The organism is Eubacterium segne (genome assembly GCF_014287775.1).
In the GTDB taxonomy this organism is placed as follows: Bacteria; Bacillota; Clostridia; order Lachnospirales; family Lachnospiraceae; genus Eubacterium_G; species Eubacterium_G segne.
This window is the reverse complement of sequence record NZ_JACOOZ010000006.1, coordinates 71,480-89,246: the sequence shown is the minus strand read 5'-3', so window position 1 is coordinate 89,246 and position 17,767 is coordinate 71,480. Positions and strand designations below refer to the sequence as shown.

12 protein-coding genes are annotated in these 17,767 nt (G+C 35.4%); 3 read left to right on the top strand and 9 right to left on the bottom strand.

Annotation, left to right across the window (positions count from 1 at the left end; all coding sequences use genetic code 11):
- Positions 1 to 21: 21 nt before the first annotated feature.
- The 5 genes from H8S00_RS09290 to H8S00_RS09270 are packed head-to-tail and all read right to left on the bottom strand — an operon-like array spanning position 22 to position 7,663.
- The gene (locus tag H8S00_RS09290) at positions 22 to 2,178 is read right to left on the bottom strand and encodes a fibronectin type III domain-containing protein (protein WP_186840451.1); all 2,157 of its coding nucleotides are present in this window, start codon (positions 2,176 to 2,178) and stop codon (positions 22 to 24) included.
- A gap of 36 nt (positions 2,179 to 2,214) precedes the next feature.
- A complete protein-coding gene (locus H8S00_RS09285) occupies positions 2,215 to 4,608 on the bottom strand; it encodes a DNA gyrase/topoisomerase IV subunit A (protein ID WP_021953778.1) in 2,394 nt (797 codons plus the stop codon).
- Positions 4,609 to 4,616: 8 nt separating this feature from the next.
- Positions 4,617 to 6,527, bottom strand: a complete 1,911-nt coding sequence (locus H8S00_RS09280; RefSeq protein ID WP_021953777.1) for a DNA gyrase/topoisomerase IV subunit B — start codon at positions 6,525 to 6,527, stop codon at positions 4,617 to 4,619.
- Between the two features lie 18 nt (positions 6,528 to 6,545).
- Positions 6,546 to 7,211 carry a histidine phosphatase family protein gene (locus H8S00_RS09275; protein WP_186840450.1) on the bottom strand — a complete coding sequence of 222 codons (666 nt, stop codon included), beginning with the start codon at positions 7,209 to 7,211 and terminating at the stop codon, positions 6,546 to 6,548.
- Positions 7,212 to 7,252: 41 nt separating this feature from the next.
- A complete protein-coding gene (locus H8S00_RS09270) occupies positions 7,253 to 7,663 on the bottom strand; it encodes a GNAT family N-acetyltransferase (protein ID WP_118589373.1) in 411 nt (136 codons plus the stop codon).
- A 224-nt stretch (positions 7,664 to 7,887) separates the two neighbouring features.
- On the opposite strand from H8S00_RS09270, the gene H8S00_RS09265 reads away from it, so the two are divergent.
- Positions 7,888 to 8,565, top strand: coding sequence for a Pr6Pr family membrane protein (locus H8S00_RS09265; protein ID WP_021953774.1), 678 nt, complete (start codon positions 7,888 to 7,890; stop codon positions 8,563 to 8,565).
- Positions 8,566 to 8,632: 67 nt separating this feature from the next.
- Complete coding sequence (locus tag H8S00_RS09260) at positions 8,633 to 10,135, top strand: M15 family metallopeptidase (protein WP_186840449.1); 1,503 nt, start codon at positions 8,633 to 8,635, stop codon at positions 10,133 to 10,135.
- Positions 10,136 to 10,325: 190 nt separating this feature from the next.
- Here H8S00_RS09260 and H8S00_RS09255 read toward each other — a convergent pair whose 3' ends face one another.
- The 4 genes from H8S00_RS09255 to rsmH form a co-directional block, all read right to left on the bottom strand.
- On the bottom strand, positions 10,326 to 13,886 hold the full coding sequence (locus H8S00_RS09255; RefSeq protein ID WP_186840448.1) for a CARDB domain-containing protein: 3,561 nt from the start codon (positions 13,884 to 13,886) through the stop codon (positions 10,326 to 10,328).
- A 315-nt stretch (positions 13,887 to 14,201) separates the two neighbouring features.
- A complete protein-coding gene (locus tag H8S00_RS09250; RefSeq protein WP_186840447.1) occupies positions 14,202 to 14,885 on the bottom strand; it encodes a YjjG family noncanonical pyrimidine nucleotidase in 684 nt (227 codons plus the stop codon).
- Complete coding sequence (gene trpS / locus H8S00_RS09245) at positions 14,885 to 15,889, bottom strand: tryptophan--tRNA ligase (RefSeq protein WP_186840446.1); 1,005 nt, start codon at positions 15,887 to 15,889, stop codon at positions 14,885 to 14,887. Before trpS ends, H8S00_RS09250 begins: the two co-directional genes overlap by 1 nt.
- A gap of 84 nt (positions 15,890 to 15,973) precedes the next feature.
- Positions 15,974 to 17,038, bottom strand: a complete 1,065-nt coding sequence (rsmH, locus tag H8S00_RS09240) for a 16S rRNA (cytosine(1402)-N(4))-methyltransferase RsmH (protein WP_186840445.1) — start codon at positions 17,036 to 17,038, stop codon at positions 15,974 to 15,976.
- 188 nt (positions 17,039 to 17,226) lie between these two features.
- Here rsmH and H8S00_RS09235 point away from each other — a divergent pair, with 188 nt between their 5' ends.
- Positions 17,227 to 17,706, top strand: coding sequence for an S-ribosylhomocysteine lyase (locus tag H8S00_RS09235; RefSeq protein ID WP_118589379.1), 480 nt, complete (start codon positions 17,227 to 17,229; stop codon positions 17,704 to 17,706).
- Positions 17,707 to 17,767: the final 61 nt, after the last annotated feature.

Genomic DNA, 17,767 nt, shown 5'->3' with positions numbered 1-17,767 from the left:
CCTGCTGAGTAATTTTATACATTATTTCTTTATAGACTTAACCTTTGATTTATTTCCATAAATCACCTGTCCTGACGCTTTTTTATAAGCAGCAACCTTATAATAATATGTTTTGCCGCCCTTTACTTTCTTATTGGTATATGTAAATCTCTTATTTCCATATACCTTACCTACCTGTACATATTCTCCTGTCTTTTTATTACTCCTGTATATTTTATATCCACCGGCTCCATCTATTCTCTTCCATGTTAGCTTAACACTGCTTCCTACTGATTTAATGGATGTAATGGAAACTCTTGAAGGTATCGGTATTGCATTAACAGCTTCTGAAACGGCACTTTTTACTTTTGTTCCGTTTACAGCCAGTCTATATGCCTTAACCTTATATGAATATTCTGTTCCTGTAGTAAGTCCACTGTCTGTATATGAAGATACCGGACTTTCTATTATTTTTTTTAATGTATACTGACCTTTAGAATTTCTTCTGTAAACTATATATCCTGTAACCCCTTCTTCTTTCTGCCATGATAATTTAACAGAATTATAATTAGCTGAAGCTGCTTTGGCTACAGGTCTTTTAGGCTTTGCAACTGTAGTGGTACCACCTACTTTAACTGATACGGCACTCATACTTCCTGAGCCTAAAAATGCCCTTATTGTAACACTTCCTGCTTTAACACCTGTTACATTTCCTGAATTATTAACAGTTGCTATTGCCGGATTATCTGACATATAGTATATTGTTTCGCCTTTACTTACACTAACCGGTAATTTATATTTGCTTCCCACTGCTACACTATATTCGTCAGATAAACTTACATAGGTTGCTGCTAAATATCCCGAATAACTTTTACCGTTTTTTACAAGGGATACCTTATACCAGTAAGGATTACTAAGCCATGCTGTACCATAAGACACTTTTGTCATACAACCACCTGATACTGACACCTTATCTCCCTTAGATAAAGTAATTACCTTAGCTGAATTAGTTCCCGGTTTTTTTCTTAAGTTTACTGAAGCAATTGTTTCCCCTGACTTTGAGGGAGCTCCCAATCTTACTGTACTGTTTTCTCCCGGCATATTTTTAAAATATGGAATAACAAATGTCTTTGCAAGAGGAGCTATTCCCAAATCATCATATGCCTCTGAAGTATATGCTGCCTCTGATGCTGCACCGTAAACATTTGTCATATACTGGTGAGTATATAGTGCATACTTTGAACCTTTGTTTACATTAAATCGCTGATAATATGTAGTGTTCTGTCCACAATTTATGTACTTTTCACCTATATACGATGCACCGCCTATAATGGATTTTCCCGGCTTAGTCCAAGGTCTGTTATAAGTTTTATCCTTTCTGTTACTTGCCCATGCCAATCCGTTTGCTATAGGATTAGCACTGGAATAAGCTCCTATATTGTAGAAATTATATATTCCGGTGTATGTCTTTGAATACTGACCTGATACACTTCCACTGGCTCCCATTCCTGCATATTTTGCGTTCTTTTTTGTTCCTACTTCCTGAAGGATTCTTGATGCAATATAATATGCACTTACATCAGCTTTTTTTGCAGCTTCTAATATCTTACTGGAAAAAAGTGTATTGCTTGCCTTATATTTTCCTGCTGTAGTTATGTAACCAATATTAGTTTTATACATAAAAGAACCATCTAATATGGCCTCAACACCTGCCTGGGTCTGAGTAGCACTATCATAGGACAACTGCTCAAACATATATATATGTTCAGCATCTAAAAAATTCCTTGGATCCATGAAATACGCAATGGCATTTTTTGAAGCCGAAACCCAGTTTCCTCCATCTTTAGGAATATATTTACCTGTTGATGCATTGTAATCTCCCGAAGCATTTGACTTAAGGAATTTACTGTAGGCATTTTCAATAAGACTTTTATTATCCTTGTATTCTTCTGAAACTGCCGTATCAAAATATATTCCTGTATTATAAGGTACAAATTTCCACTTTGGATATTTGCTATGTAATGCACGAAGGTACGGCTTATAGCTATCCGGAAATTTACTTATACTTTTTTCAAATGCCGTAGCTGCACTTACAGTTTCACTTTCCGCTTCAAAAGTCGTACACAAAGTAGCAACCATAGCAACTACCATGATTATGGAAATAACAACATTAAATAATCTATTCTTATGTACTCTCATAATACCTCTCTAACTGTCCTAACTAAAAGACACTTACTAGCGTCTTACTTTTACTCCCTTGGTTCCTCGTTTTCCAATTTTTAACTTTCTCAAATCCACCTGTTTTCCTTTATATTCTACCACTTCATTATCGCCTACATCAAGAAGGTAAACATTGGAAACATAATCATTTGCATTAAGTTTTATACCTTTAACGCCTAATGTAGATTTTTTCATTTCAGGGACTTCCTTAATTGGAAATCTTAAGAATATGCCTTCCTCTGTCTGTATCACAAGAATTTCTCTTGTGTATCTAAGCTCAGTTTCCACAGGCACATCCACCATATTGTCCATCTGACCAAATTCCATCTGCTCGTAATCTAATGATTCAAAGTCATCTGAACCACCTGAAAGCATAACAGGCATTTCAAAGTCATCCGGTACCGCTTCTCTTTCTGATACTCTTGTAATCTTTACAGACACAAGCTCATCATCTTTTCCAAGTTTTGTGGCAGCCATTGTCTTTCTGTTAGTTTCAAATTCACTTCCATCTACTAACTTAATCATTCCAAGTTTTGTGGTAAATAATAGCTTTTTGTCTTTTATCATATTAGAGGACATTAAAGCAACAATGCTTTCTCCCTCACTGCTGTAATTTCCCAGATTGTCAATAGGTACACCTTTTTCCCTGACTTTTTTAGTTGGAATTTTTGCTACCTTAATCTGATGAACATTTCCATTATCCGTAAAAATACAAATCGTATCAGTGTTCATACAGTTAAAATAATATTTGTTATCTGTAGTTACTGACTCCCTGTTTCTGTCAAATGCTGCCGGATCAAGTAATTTGGCATAACCGAACTTGTCCTGAACAAAAACTACTTCCTGCTCTACAAAGGCATTTTCATCAAAAACAGCTTCCCTTCCATCTTCAATTAATGTACGTCTCTCAACGTCATATTCCTTCTTAATTTTTTGAAGATCCTTTTTGATAGTCTTAGTCATTACCTTTCTGCTACCAAGAATATCCTCATATTCACCGATTTTATTGACCAACTCTTCATATTCCTTCTGGAGAGCCATAATTTCAAGACCAATAAGTTTTGATAATCTAAGGTCTAAAATAGCCTGAGCCTGTCTTTCGGTAAAGCATAAATTTCCTGCAAGTATTTCAGATTCCGGATGCTTAAATTTAATCCCCTCTGTTTTTCCCGTAACAAGACATTCCTTAACCTGCTTCTGGCTTTGGCATCCTCTTATTATTTCTATTATTAAATCAATAATATTAGTTGCCTTTATAAGACCTTCCTTAATTTCCTTCTGCTCTAATGCCTTATTAAGTAATGTAGTATACTTTCTTGTAGCCAAATCATACTGGAAATCCACATTGTACTTTATAATGCTTCTAAGTCCCATTACTTCAGGTCTTCCATCGGCAATGGCTAGCATATTCACACCAAAGGTGTCCTCTAACTTAGTTTTTTTGTACAGCATGTTTTTTAATTTTTCAACATCTGCACCTTTTTTCAGTTCAAGGATAATTCTCATGCCGTTTTTGTCAGAGGCATTGGAAATATCCACTATATCCGTTGTCTTTTTTGTTTCAACTAAATCAATAACATCTGATATAAACTTGCTGATTCCTGTTCCAATCATGGTATATGGAATTTCCGTTACCACAAGTCTGTCTTTTTCCCTGCCTTTTCCTTTTTCATAAACAAGCTTTCCACGTAATTTTAATTTACCTACACCTGTTTTATAAATATCTAAAAGGTCTGACTTATTAGCTACAATGCCCCCTGTTGGGAAATCAGGTCCCGGCATTATATTTAAAAGCTGTTCAGTGGTAATATCATTATTATCCATATAGGCAATAACTGCATCAATAACTTCCCCTAAATTATGGGTAGGAATGTTAGTTGCCATACCTACTGCAATACCCTCGGCACCATTTACCAAAAGGTTTGGAACTCTTACAGGTAAAACCACCGGTTCCTTCTCTGTTTCATCAAAGTTTGGCATAAAATCAACAACGTCTTTATCAAGGTCAGCTAAATACACATCCTGTGTAAACTTCTTTAGCTTTGCCTCTGTGTAACGCATTGCCGCAGCGCCGTCTCCTTCTATGGAGCCGAAATTACCATGACCGTCTACTAACGCCATGCCTTTTTTAAAATCCTGAGCCAAAACTACAAGAGTTTCGTATATGGAGCTGTCACCATGAGGATGATATTTACCCATGGTATCACCTACTATACGTGCTGACTTTCTGTGAGGCTTATCATAATTTAACCCCAGCTCATCCATGGCATAAAGCACACGTCTTTGTACCGGCTTTAGTCCGTCTCTGGCATCCGGAAGGGCTCTTGCACAAATTACACTCATTGCATAATCAATGTAGCTTTTCTGCATTATTTCCGAATACTCTGTTTTTATTATCTGTTCAGCCATAATATCTCCTAAATATCCAATTCTGCATCAGTGGCATGGGTATAAATAAATTCACGTCTTGGTGCAACTTCACTTCCCATAAGCATACTTGTAATATCGCTTGCCATTTTTGCATCTTCTATTTCAACCTGTTTTAATATTCTCGTTTCAGGATTAAGTGTGGTATCCCAAAGCTGGTCTGCATCCATTTCACCTAAACCTTTATATCTTTGCAATGTAAATCCCTTATGATTCTTTCTGTATTTTTCCAATGCCTTGTCATCATATAAATATTCGCCTTCACCCTTTTTAGGCACTACCTTATAAAGAGGTGGTGTTGCCAGATAAACATGTCCGTGGGTAATAAGTTCCGGCATAAATCTATAGAAAAATGTAAGCAAAAGAGTATCAATGTGTGCCCCGTCAACGTCGGCATCAGTCATAATGATAATCTTGTTAAATCTAAGCTTGTCTATGTCAAAATCATTTCCATAGCCTTCCGAAAATCCACAGCCAAAGGCATTTATCATAGTTTTAATTTCAGCATTTGCCAAAACCTTGTCCATTGTAGCCTTTTCAACGTTCAGGATTTTTCCTCTTATAGGCATAATTGCCTGAGTTCTTCTGTTTCTGGCACTTTTTGCAGAGCCTCCGGCGGAATCACCCTCCACTATAAATATTTCACATTCCTCCGGCTTTCTGCTTTCACAGTTAGATAATTTTCCGTTGCTGTCAATGGAGAACTTGCTTTTTGTTAAAAGATTTGTTTTGGTTCTCTCCTCTGCCTTTCTGATTTTGGCAGACTTTTCCGCACAGGAAATAACATTTTTCAAAGTTTCTAAATTCTTGTCAAAGAACAATGTAAGCTGTTCCCCTGTAATGTTTTTTGTAACCTTTTCTGCATCAGGATTGTCCAGCTTTGTTTTGGTCTGTCCTTCAAATCTAGGGTCAGGATGTTTTACTGCCACAACAGCCACCAAGCCGTTTCTTACATCAGCTCCCGTAAAATTATTATCCTTTTCCTTTAATATTCCCAGCTCCCTTGCATACTGATTAATAGTGGAAGTTAAAACTGACTTAAACCCTGTAATGTGAGTTCCACCTTCCTGAGTATAAATGTTATTACAAAATCCTGAGATATTCTCCGTAAATTCATTTATATACTGAAAAGCCACTTCTACCTCGATTCCGTCTGACTCTTTTTTGAAATAAATAATATCAGTAACCTTTTCCTTATCTTTATTCATGTCACTGATAAATGCCTTTATACCGTCAGCCTCGTGGAAAGTTACTGTTTCTTCTTCCCCTACCCTTTTGTTTTCAAAAACAATGGTAAGTTCCGGATTTAAGTATGCTGTTTCATGTAATCTGCTTTTTATGGCATCCGCCTTAAAATATATTTTTTCAAAAATTTCTCCGTCAGGGAAAAATCTTACAGTTGTTCCTGTGTCATTTTTTCTACAGGTTCCTACCTGCTTTAAATCGTAACTGATTTTTCCTTGTTCATAACGTTGGTTATATATTTTACCATCACGCTTTACATCTACCTCTAACCAAAGGGAAAGTGCATTAACTACTGATGAACCAACACCATGAAGTCCACCGGATATTTTGTAGTTCCCGTCTCCAAACTTACCTCCCGCATGAAGGGTGGTAAATACAACTTCTACCGCCGGTCTTCCTGTCTGCTCGTTTAAGTCAACAGGTATACCTCTTCCGTTGTCCACAATAGTTGCAGAGCCGTCTTTTTCCAATGTGACCTTTATTTCGGAACAATAGCCTGCTAAATGCTCATCTACCGAATTATCCACTATTTCATAAATAAGGTGGTTAAGTCCCTTTGTTCCAACACTTCCTATATACATTCCCGGTCTTTTTCTTACCGGATCTAATCCCTCTAAAACGGAAATACTATTTCCATCATAATTATTTGATGCCATGATTTCTCCTGTTTAAATTTATTTTTTTATGTCCTTCATGTTAAAAAATCCACTTCCAAAATGTTTTCTTAAAAGATAATCTTTATCCTCAAAGTGAGCAAAATCGTTTAATCTTTCAATGTGGAATGTACCCATTTTTTCATCATATAAAATATGTGAAATACTACAGTTTTCTATTTGTCTGCCAATAGTAAGCCAGTTTTTGTAATCTGCACCTATAATTCCTGTAATTAATGCTCTTAAAACCCCTCCATGGGTAACTACGCAAACATTCTTATAAGGCTCTTTTATTAAATCCTTCAAAGCTTCAAAGGAACGCTCAAATACCATCCGGCAGTTTTCACCACCATCAGGGTATGGCATATCCTCTATCATCTTTGCCCGATTTTCAAGATAGTCTCCGTATTTTTCCTTCATTTCTTCATTAGACAATCCTGTCATTCCGCCGAAATCAGCTTCCTGCCATCTCTCATCAATAAATCTCGGCTTGTTCAGATGAGAATTAATAATATCAGCAGTTTCCTTAGCCCTAATAAGCTGACTTGAATAAACAGCATCTATATCATATTTTTCTAATCTTTTTCCAAGCAAATCTGCCTGCTCTCTTCCTTCCTTTGACAGCTCCACATCTACATTACAAAGCCTGCTATTCTGTCTTCCGTGTCTAATTAAATATATATTCATGTTACTGCCTCACATAATAAAATCAGTTTTTATGGTATCTTCTATAAATACATAATCATGCCTGGACCTAATTTTTCATTAGGTCTGGCTGTAAATCCACATTTTTTATAAAATTCTTCTCTGCCCTTTGCACACATTAAATCAAGCATAATTTCCGTGTCCTGAAATTTAATATCCTTTGCGAATTTAACCAGCCTGTCTATAATCATTCTTCCAACACCTTTTTTCTGGTATGATGGAATAACTATTAAATCCTGAATATAGCAGATAACAGCTCCGTCTCCCACTATTCTTCCCATTCCTACAGGCTTATGGTTATCATATGCCACAACTGTGATAAGACTATTATTTATGGCACATTGTGCCTGTTCATTGGATAATTTTTTCCAGCCTACTTCCTGTCTCAATTTTAAATATGTATCCAAATCCAATTCATTTTCTTTTAAAATCATCTTTTAATTATTATCCTCAGTTCCTGATAAAATTTATAAGTCTTAGTATCTTGAATCAACTGTATACTGAGCCCACTTTAACTTTTATATTCTACTATATCCCACACATTTCTTCAAGTTTTCCCGGAAAACTTCTGACTGTTAATATTTTTAATGCTAATTTTTCAAAAAATTAACTGTTATTGTAATTTATATAAAGCTAATAATATTAATGGGTGATTTTTATGAAAGATTTTATTAAGACAAATTTTGAATTAATTTATAGAATAACATTTATTATTGTAAGTTTTATTGGGATAATTATACATTTTGATATAAATGATAAAAACTACAATACACACGAATTTAGTTTTTTTACCATTCAAAGTAATATATTCTGTCTCGTGGTTATGTGCCTTTTGCTTATTAAACATTTTTCAAAAAAAGATGAGCGTACAAGGCTTATGATGTATTTTAAGGGTATGGGGCTTTCCTGCATAATCTGCACTTTTTTAGTGTATCATTTTGCGGAATGCCGCGTTGTATATCCAATATATGTTAAAGGACTTTTCAGTATTCCGTTAGAAAGCCTTCTGGCTCATTACGTGTCCCCCCTTATGTATGTCCTTGACTGGATTTTATTCCAGCCTAAAGGATATTTTAAGTTTTACCATATTTTTACTTGGCTTGCCTTTCCTCTTTTTTATATTTTATGCTTTATAACAAGATGCTGCTGCAATGCCCCATCAGCATTTCTTTCGGTGCCTAAATATCCTTACTTTTTTCTTGACTATGAAACTATCGGTTACTTTAAATGCCTTTCCTATATATTGGTTTTAATGGGAATTTTATTAGCCATAAATGCCTTTATTGTTGCTGCTGACTATCTTATGTACAGATTTTCCAACAAAAAATCCCATTAACTGTTATTTTGTGGTACACTTTTACTATCACTGATATTTAAAATAACATATAGGGAGGATATAAGAAATGTCAACTTTCATTAAAAATTTAAGGCATAAACTTTTGTTTGCAGCATGCATTATTTTATGTCTTGCTTCATTTAAGGGTGTGTCTGTATATGCAGATACCCTGCCAGAGGATTACACACCAATTATAACCAATGTTTCTGCTGATAAATCAACTTATTACATTAGTATTGACTGGAATGTAAAAAATAGTGATTATGAATACTTTATGATATACCGTTCCATTACACCGGATGGTGAATATGATTATTATGATACTGTATATACTACTCATTTCACAGATTACAACCCTTATACCCAGGTTACATATTATTATAAAATAGTTACTGTTAAATACGATGATAATTATGAAGATGTGTACAGCGAACCGGCATTTGCTCATGCTACTATTCCCCTTAATACAACATACATTAAGTCGGTAAAGCCGGTTAAATCTCACGGATTGCAGATTACTTTCAATATTTCTGATGATGCCGAGGGCTATGGTTTGTATCGAAGCGATGCTCCAAATGGCACCTACACTTTAATTAAAAGTATTAAAAATGACCACTATTATTTCTACGATTTTACAACAGAGCTTTCTTTTACTGACAAAAACCTGACTGTTGGCAAAACCTACTATTACAAGGTAAGACCTTATGTAACATATCTTGACACAACCTATTATGGTTCATTTTCAGGCTATAAATATGGTCAGGCAACAATTGATGCCACCCGCATTACCAAAGCTGTTTCTAAGAAAAAGTCTACCAATACACTGACATGGAAAAAGCTTTCTGATGCAGACGGCTATATTGTATATTACTCAACTAAATATAATGGAAAGTACAAAAAGTTAAAAACCATTTCAAATAAAAACACTACAAGTCTCACCCATAAAAAATTAAAAAACGGTGTTGCATACTTCTATAAGGTCTATGGTTATAAAAAGCTTTCCGGAAAAAATCTTATTAGCGTTGAGCCTTCAATTTATGAGAAATATTGTGATTATTTTACATATGCCAACGAATCCTACGAAAGTCGTATTCACAGACTGTTTGGGAACAGTAAAAATACATGGTATTCTACAGCTTCAAAAGCAGGTAAAAACATGAAGGAAGTAAAAATCAAGGTTTGGGATGTAAATTCAAAAGGCAAAAAGTTTACCCGTACATTCTACGTCAGAGTTCATAAAAACCTCGCTCCATCTGTTAAGCAGATGTTTAAGGAAATCTACAAATCCAAAGAAAGATTTCCTATTCATGACATAGGTTGCTATAACTGGCGTGGAAAGGGTTCTGCATCAGAACACTGCATTGGAACTGCTTTTGATATTAATTCAAATGAAAACTATATGATAGACAACGGACAGGTTTTAGCCGGTTCCTTCTGGAAGCCTAAAAAAAGCAGATACTCCATACCTTTAAAATGTAAGTTAGTTTCTATCCTTAATAAATACGGATTCAGCCGTGGTTTCTGGGGTAACCGTAAAGATTATATGCACTTTTCATACCTGGGAACGTGATATTTATCTTAGAAGAATTTCAGGCAGTTGGATTATGAATTTTTCATTTTCCAACTGCCTATTTTTTCATTTTGCTTGCCAATAAAACTTATCTCTATTTTACGATTACATTATTCCAATTATAGCAAAAATGGTTTGAAGCTTTTTAAGGCTCCAAACCATTTTCTTTATTATTTCATTATTTACTGTTTTACCAGTTGCAGTTTGTCTTTGTAACTGTACAATCAGGACATCCGCTTAATCCATACATTGACTGAACTCCCGGATTGTTTACGTTAACATTGTCAAAGTTGAATGAACCTACAACAGATCCCTGTCCCTGCTCTGCACGAATGTTAAACTTAATACCGTATCTTCCCGGATTATTAATTGTAATATCCTTGAAGTTTACATTGCTCATTGTATGAAGAGCACTTCCTGAGTACATTGTCTGAATCATAATACCGAAGTATGTAGGATCATTAATATCAATGTTGCTCATTGTGATGTTCTTAAGTTCCTTATCACCTGAGTATACCCATATAGCACCGAAGTTCTGATAATCATTAATATGGTCATCTGAACCAACGCTTGTCCAGTAATCTCCACCACATCTGTCCATTGTGATTCCATCAACATATGTCATCTTGCTTCCAAATCCATATGCCTGGTATCCAAATGAATAGCTGTTAATTGTAAGACCAGGGTATGTAAGTGTATCTGCTGCATAGAGGTTCTTGAATGTGTTGTCTTCACCACCATAAATAGCAAACGCTGCTGCTCTTCTTACACAAACTGCTGTCAGGTTAGAGTAAGCATTTCCTGTGTTAATGCTTCCGCCTGCATCAGCTGCACTAAATAATGCGAATGAGTCATCACCTGTACCTCTTGCGTAACAGTTACTAATTACGTTGTAGTTTGAACCGTTTGTCATGTTAATACCATCGGCTAATGTGTTCTTCATACGGCAATTTGTGAATGTGTTGTATGAAGCATTCTGTCCCCAATATAAACATGTAAAATGTTCAATCCAAACATTATCAACTGTAATATGATTTACTCCTGCTGCTGTATTAATGAACTTACCTTCCGGTCCGTCACTTCTGTTTCTTCTCTTACTCCAAGCAGATAATTCACGAATCTTTGTTCCGTCTGTTCCACTCTGGATTGAAAAACCTGCACTACCATTTGATCCTGCAGGAACGAGTTTTGTATACCACATTCCGGCACCTACAATATCAAGTGCTTTTCCGTATAATGTAATCTGACCTGTCATTGTCCATTCACCTGCCGGGATATAAACACCTGTATACGTGCTGCTCATACGTGCTGCGTTTACAGCTGCTTCTAATGTCTGATAATTTGAAGCATCTAAGTACTTGCTTGGATCCGGATTTTCTAATGGTGCTGCAACCTTTTCAAATTCTACCATATCGCAGTATACCCACTCAACATCATCAGAATCTTTCTGAATCTTAAGTTTAGTTCCTGCTGGATATGTCTTGTCTAAAAGAAGCTGTCCATCATCATATAACCAATATGCTGTATCTCCACTGTCACTGTATCCTAACTGACCAAGTGATGAAGGTGAACCCATATGATATGAATAATCTGTTGTAAGATTAATTTTACCAATCTTTTTATTGTCAGCGTATACACTTACTGTTCCGTTTGTTCCCTTTGGAATAGAAGCACGAAGAACAATTGCATTTGTTGCTGATGGAAGTGTAAACTCAACATATTCTCCATTTGAATCAAGTAATACTGCTGAACGTCCTGAAGCTTCACCGGCATAATCTGCAAGTTTTCTGTTTGGTGCAAGTCTTGTACCTGTTGTCTTGTTGCTTAAAGCTTCTGCTTCAACTGTAACAAACGGCATGTTTGCTCCACGTCCTACATACAATGAAGAAGAAACCGTATTGTTTTTCTGCTTAACATCAAGCTCTCCGCTATCAGCTGTTACAGAAGTTTCAATTGTATATTTGCCATCAGCTGCTGTCCATTTTCCTAAATCTGTTGTAATGCTTTCGCCTACACTAATCTTTCCTGAAACAACACTTGATAATGTCTTAACAACACTTCCGTTTTCATCTTTAATTTTAACTGTAACTGTTCTGTTTGAATCAGCCGTGTTCTGATTTCCCTTGTTAGATACAGTTACTGTAAAGTTAACCTCATCACCAATACCAGGGTTTGAAGGTGACCAGGAAGCTATAGGAACAATATCTACGCTCTCTACTTCTTTAACAGTTACCTTGCCTGACATTGCAAATAAGTTATTGTCTTCTCTCTTTTCAATAACCTTGTTATCTTCATCTACAACTGCTGATATAGCATATTCGCCTACATCAAGGTTTCCTGCACTAAATCTGATTGTTGTGCTTTCTCCTGCCGCTAAAGCCTTAACATCTGATGTACCAATCTTCTTATCGTCCTGATAGAATGTAATAGTTGAAGCCTTTGAGCTTAATGTTCCTCTGTTCTTAACTACAGCTGAAAGAATAAGGTCTTCATTTTCATAAAGAGATGTTTTGTTAGCTGTTAATCCTGTAATAACAAAGTCAGGGTTATCAGCCGGAATACCGTATACTTCTACTTCAGCTGCCTGTCCACCGCCTGCACCTGTATTAGATACAAACTTAAGCTGAACATCTGATGCCTTTCCTGTTACAGGAATTTTAATCTGATTTCCTGATGCAGGATCAAACTTATAATCTGCTGCTGCAACTAATGTTGTATATTCTGTAGCATACTGTGTATGACCTAACACTTCAATTCTCTGTGTTCTTGCGCCCCATGCACTGCTTGGATTTAACTTAACAACAATATATGAAAGTGTTGCATCAGCACCTAAATCAACTGATAATGTCTGATTAGCGCCTGAACCTTCCCAATATGTATCTGTATTTCCATCAAATGCATTAGCTGCAACGAATGTATGAACTGTAGATGATGCTGTTCCTGTCTTTCCCTTAGAAAGATTTGTAATTTCATCAGGATCATCCGGATCAGGATTTACAGGTGTTTCTGATGAAGGTTCCTCTGTTGGCTTTTCAGTAGGTGCTACTGTAGGAGCTTCTGTTGGCTTCTCTGTAGGTGCTACTGTAGGCTTAGGAGTTGAACTTTCTGCCGGAACAATTGCATGGTTCCAATCATAGCTGACTTCCTTATATGAGCTGTTTGTAACAGACAAAATGCTGTCATATAAATAACTATGTCCCTGAGCATTACTCATCATAATGTTCTTGTAAAGATAATCTGCAAGTTTGTAAATTGTAAGAGACTTTGCATTACTATATATGTAAGAACCATCTTTAAGCTGTGCATATGCTCTTATATAAATTTTTGCATTATAAAATGCTGCTGATACACCATCTCCAAACTTCATTGTCATTACATAACTCTGGTCTGAAGAATCTTTACTATAATTGATATCACTTTTTCCGGTAATGCTGGCACTACTATTAATAATGTTGCCACCTACATTACCAATTACCAAATCAGTATCAGCATTGCTTACACTATCGCCAATACCATAAATAAGCCCAACCTTAGCTGAACCATCGCTGTTTACAGCTACTTGTGATTTTGAATCACTTAATGTGTAAATAGTTCTGTAACCTTCAACTATAGAACTAATCTGGTATCCGTTAATGCTGATTGAAGCATTATCATCTGCTGCCTTAGCTATGCTGGGATAACCTGCCATAGGCTGAACAATAGTTACTGCCGTTAACACTATTGCTAATGCCCGTCTTAAAATTTTTCTCATTAATAACCCTCTCTTTCATTTTTATAACCAAATTCCTCCCAATTAAGGATTTGTGTTCAATATTATAACATTTAACGTTAAACCTTTCCACATTTTTTGTTATTATGAACATGATAAAAAGGGTTTTATGTATATTTTTGTGAAATATGCACGTTTTTAATTCTTTTAATTGTTTATTTTTTAGTCATTATTTTGTAATCGTTTTTGTTCAGTAGAACAAATCCCTTTATTTATTCAATTTTAATCAAACTAAATAAAAAGCCTATATGGGTTTCCACCTGTAGTGTAACTGCCAATATAAGCTTTTATATAAATTCATTCTGTTATTATACCATCAATTTCATCAAGGCTATGTATTTCACGCCAGATGCTTACTCCAAGAGTATTCTTCTGACTTTTCGGGTTATACCAGATATTTTTAATTCCGGCATTTTCTCCACCTAACATATCCGATGTAAGGCTGTCTCCTACTATTACTGTCTCCTCTTTCTTTATACCGGGCATTTCCTTAAAACACAGTTCAAAGAATCGTGCATCAGGCTTATTAACTCCTAACTTTTCCGAAATAAAAATCTTCTTAAAATACGTTGCTAACTTTGCCTTTTCTATACGGCTGTCCTGAACTACAGCTGTTCCGTTGGATACAATGTACAAATTATACTTTTTGCAAAGCTCTTTCACCGTCTCTAATGCCCCATCTATAAAGAAACTTTGATTTCCCAGACTTTTCTTGTATATTTCATTTGCCTTTTCGCCTGAATATGAAACTCCAAGTTCATTAAAAAGCATATTGAATCTGCCTATCAAAACCTCCTGACGGGTTATTTCCTTACGTTCAAGCCTCTTCCAATGTAAGTCATTTATAGCGCTGTATCTTTTAACATTTTCGGAAGTGGGCTCAATGCCAATTTTCTTAAATGTTTCCGCTATTGCCACATTTTCACATTTAGTAAAATCCAGAATAGTTTCATCTAAATCCATTAAAATATTTCTTATCATTATCTAATTTTCTCTGTAAGTCCGACTTTCTTTTGAACTTTTCTTAATGTTTTATTTGCAAAATAAGCTGCCTTCTCATCATTTTCCTTGATTACGGATTCGAGATATTTCTTCTCTTTCTGTAATTCATAGAATCTGTCCTGTAATGGTTTTAATCTGCTAACAACAGTTTCACCTACTGCTAATTTGAAATCACCATATCCTTTTCCTTCAAATTCCTTTTCGACTTCTTCTATTGTCTTGTTGGTTATGCAGGAATAAATATTAATAAGATTCTGTATTCCCGGCTTGTCATCTGAATAACGGATATCCATATCAGAATCAGTAACTGCTCTCTTAAATTTACGGATAATTGTATCAGGATCATCCATAAGCAAAATACTGGCATTTGGATTTTCATCAGATTTTGACATTTTCTTTGTCGGATCCTGAAGGCTCATAATCTTAGCTGTTGACTTTCCAATATAAGCTTCCGGAATGGTAAACACATCACCGTAGATTCCGTTAAATCTGTTAGCAATATCTCTTGTAATCTCTAGGTGCTGTTTCTGGTCAACACCTACCGGAACAACATCTGCCTGATATAACAAAATATCTGCTGCCATAAGTGACGGATATGTAAATAAACCTGCATTAATGTTATCTGCATGCTTAGCTGCCTTATCCTTAAACTGAGTCATTCGGTTTAGTTCACCCATGTATGTGAAACAATTAAGAATCCATGCAAGTTCTGCATGAGCTGAAACATGGGACTGAAAATAAATGCAGTTCTTTTCAGGATCAAGACCTGCGGCAACATATAATGTATATAAGTCCTTAGCTCTCTTTCTAAGTTCAGCCGGATTCTGCCTAACTGTTAAAGAATGTAAATCTGCTATGGCATAAAAACATTCATATTCATCTGCTAATTTAATCCAGTTATCCAACGCTCCAAGGTAATTTCCTAATGTAAGTGTACCTGTTGACTGCATGGCACTGTATAATACTTTCTTATCTCCTATCATTTTATCTCTCCTCTAACTTGTCTTTTTCTTTATAATAATATCACTAATTTAACAAAGTTTCATTATATCTTTTAAAATTATATTTTATAACTTAACTGCCCAACGCATTTTGGTGGACTTTGCTCTGGGATTCATATTACATTCCTCTCTTGAAGGTCTTATAACTTCATTTGCCACATCACTGTAAATTCCCGCTTTCTTTAACGCTTTAAAGGACTTCTTTACCAATCTGTCCTCCCCTGAATGGAATGTTAGTATGGCAACTCTTCCCCCGGGATTTAATGCATCAGGCAATTTTTCCAAAAAGTCATATAACACTTCAAATTCACTATTTACATCAATTCTAAGTGCCTGGAATGTTCTGGCACAACACTTCTTTATTTCGTCCTTACGTTCCTTTGCCGGCAAGAACTGAAGAGCTTTTTCTATTATCTCTCTTAACTGGGTTGTTGTTTCAATTTTTTCCCGTCTCCGACTATCAATAACCGCCTTAGCCACCTCATACGCATATGGTTCATCAGAGTTTTCAATAAGCATCCCTTCTAACTCATCTAGCGAGATATCTGCAATACGCTGTGCCGCTGAAATTCCCTTTGTGGGATTTAACCTTAAATCAAGAGGGCCTTCATACTTGTATGAAAATCCACGCTCCGGATTGTCTATTTGCATGGATGACACTCCCAAATCCGCTAAAATAAAATCAAAAGGACCATGTTCCTTTGCCACCTGGTCTATATTTTTAAAATTAGTATTTATCGCAGTAAATATTTTCTCATCAAAACCTTTTTGTTCCAGTCTTTTCTTTGTTTTTTCTATTTCAATAGGGTCAATGTCAAGGCCATATATATGACCTTCACCTTCAAGACATTTTAGCATTTCCGTTGTATGCCCTCCGTATCCTAAAGTTGCATCCAATCCTTTCTGTCCCGGCCTGATTTGTAAAAAATCTATTATTTCCTTTACACAAATAGAAATATGCATACCCGCCGGTGTACTTCCCTTACTGATTACCTTTTCAATGGTATCTTTATATTTTTCAGGATTTAATTCCTTATATTTTTCTTCAAATTTTCTAGGATGAGTTCCCTTATAACGAACCCTTCTTTTATGAACTTTTGTTTCTTCATTATTAATATTGTTGTTCTGCATTTTTCTCTCCTGCATTTTTGTCGGCTCTTTTATATTAACACATTTATTTATTATGTCACTGATTTTTTGCAAATTATTTGCTATATTGTAAATAAGTTGACCGTAAAGGCTTAATTAATATATAATTATTTAGACAATTAAAGTATTGTTTTGTCAAAATATTTTTGAATTATATAAGGAGATTTTTCATGGATAAAATTACAAGTTTTACAATAGACCACTTGAAACTTCTTCCGGGGCTTTATGTGTCCCGAAAGGATATTGCCGGAGACTGTGTTATAACTACTTTTGACATTAGAATGACACGACCTAATTATGAACCGGTTTTAAACACTGCGGAAGTTCACACCATTGAACATTTAGGTGCTACTTTTTTAAGAAATCATCCTGATTACGGAGATAAGGTGCTTTACTTTGGTCCTATGGGATGTAGAACAGGTTTTTATATGGTTTTAGCCGGAGATTACACATCTAAGGATATTCTTCCTTTAGTAAAGGAAATGTACTTATTTATGAAAGACTTTGAAGGTGACGTTCCCGGTGCCTGTGCAAAAGACTGTGGTAATTATCTGGATATGAATTTAAATATGGCAAAATATGTATGTAACAGATATTACAATGAAGTCCTTTGCAATATAACCAATGAACGTCTGGCATATCCGGAATAATTATTGCAAAATATTATCAAATTACTATATGAGTCTGCTGTGTTGAAAGCTATAAACATCA

Coding starts and splice junctions, on each gene's coding strand:
- H8S00_RS09260 (WP_186840449.1), top strand. CDS start 8,633: ATGTCAACTTTCATTAAAAATTTAAGGCATAAACTTTTGTTTGCAGCA.
- H8S00_RS09290 (WP_186840451.1), bottom strand. CDS start 2,178: ATGAGAGTACATAAGAATAGATTATTTAATGTTGTTATTTCCATAATC.
- H8S00_RS09235 (WP_118589379.1), top strand. CDS start 17,227: ATGGATAAAATTACAAGTTTTACAATAGACCACTTGAAACTTCTTCCG.
- H8S00_RS09265 (WP_021953774.1), top strand. CDS start 7,888: ATGAAAGATTTTATTAAGACAAATTTTGAATTAATTTATAGAATAACA.
- H8S00_RS09250 (WP_186840447.1), bottom strand. CDS start 14,885: ATGATAAGAAATATTTTAATGGATTTAGATGAAACTATTCTGGATTTT.
- H8S00_RS09275 (WP_186840450.1), bottom strand. CDS start 7,211: ATGAATATATATTTAATTAGACACGGAAGACAGAATAGCAGGCTTTGT.
- H8S00_RS09280 (WP_021953777.1), bottom strand. CDS start 6,527: ATGGCATCAAATAATTATGATGGAAATAGTATTTCCGTTTTAGAGGGA.
- H8S00_RS09285 (WP_021953778.1), bottom strand. CDS start 4,608: ATGGCTGAACAGATAATAAAAACAGAGTATTCGGAAATAATGCAGAAA.
- rsmH (WP_186840445.1), bottom strand. CDS start 17,038: ATGCAGAACAACAATATTAATAATGAAGAAACAAAAGTTCATAAAAGA.
- H8S00_RS09255 (WP_186840448.1), bottom strand. CDS start 13,886: ATGAGAAAAATTTTAAGACGGGCATTAGCAATAGTGTTAACGGCAGTA.
- H8S00_RS09270 (WP_118589373.1), bottom strand. CDS start 7,663: ATGATTTTAAAAGAAAATGAATTGGATTTGGATACATATTTAAAATTG.
- trpS (WP_186840446.1), bottom strand. CDS start 15,889: ATGATAGGAGATAAGAAAGTATTATACAGTGCCATGCAGTCAACAGGT.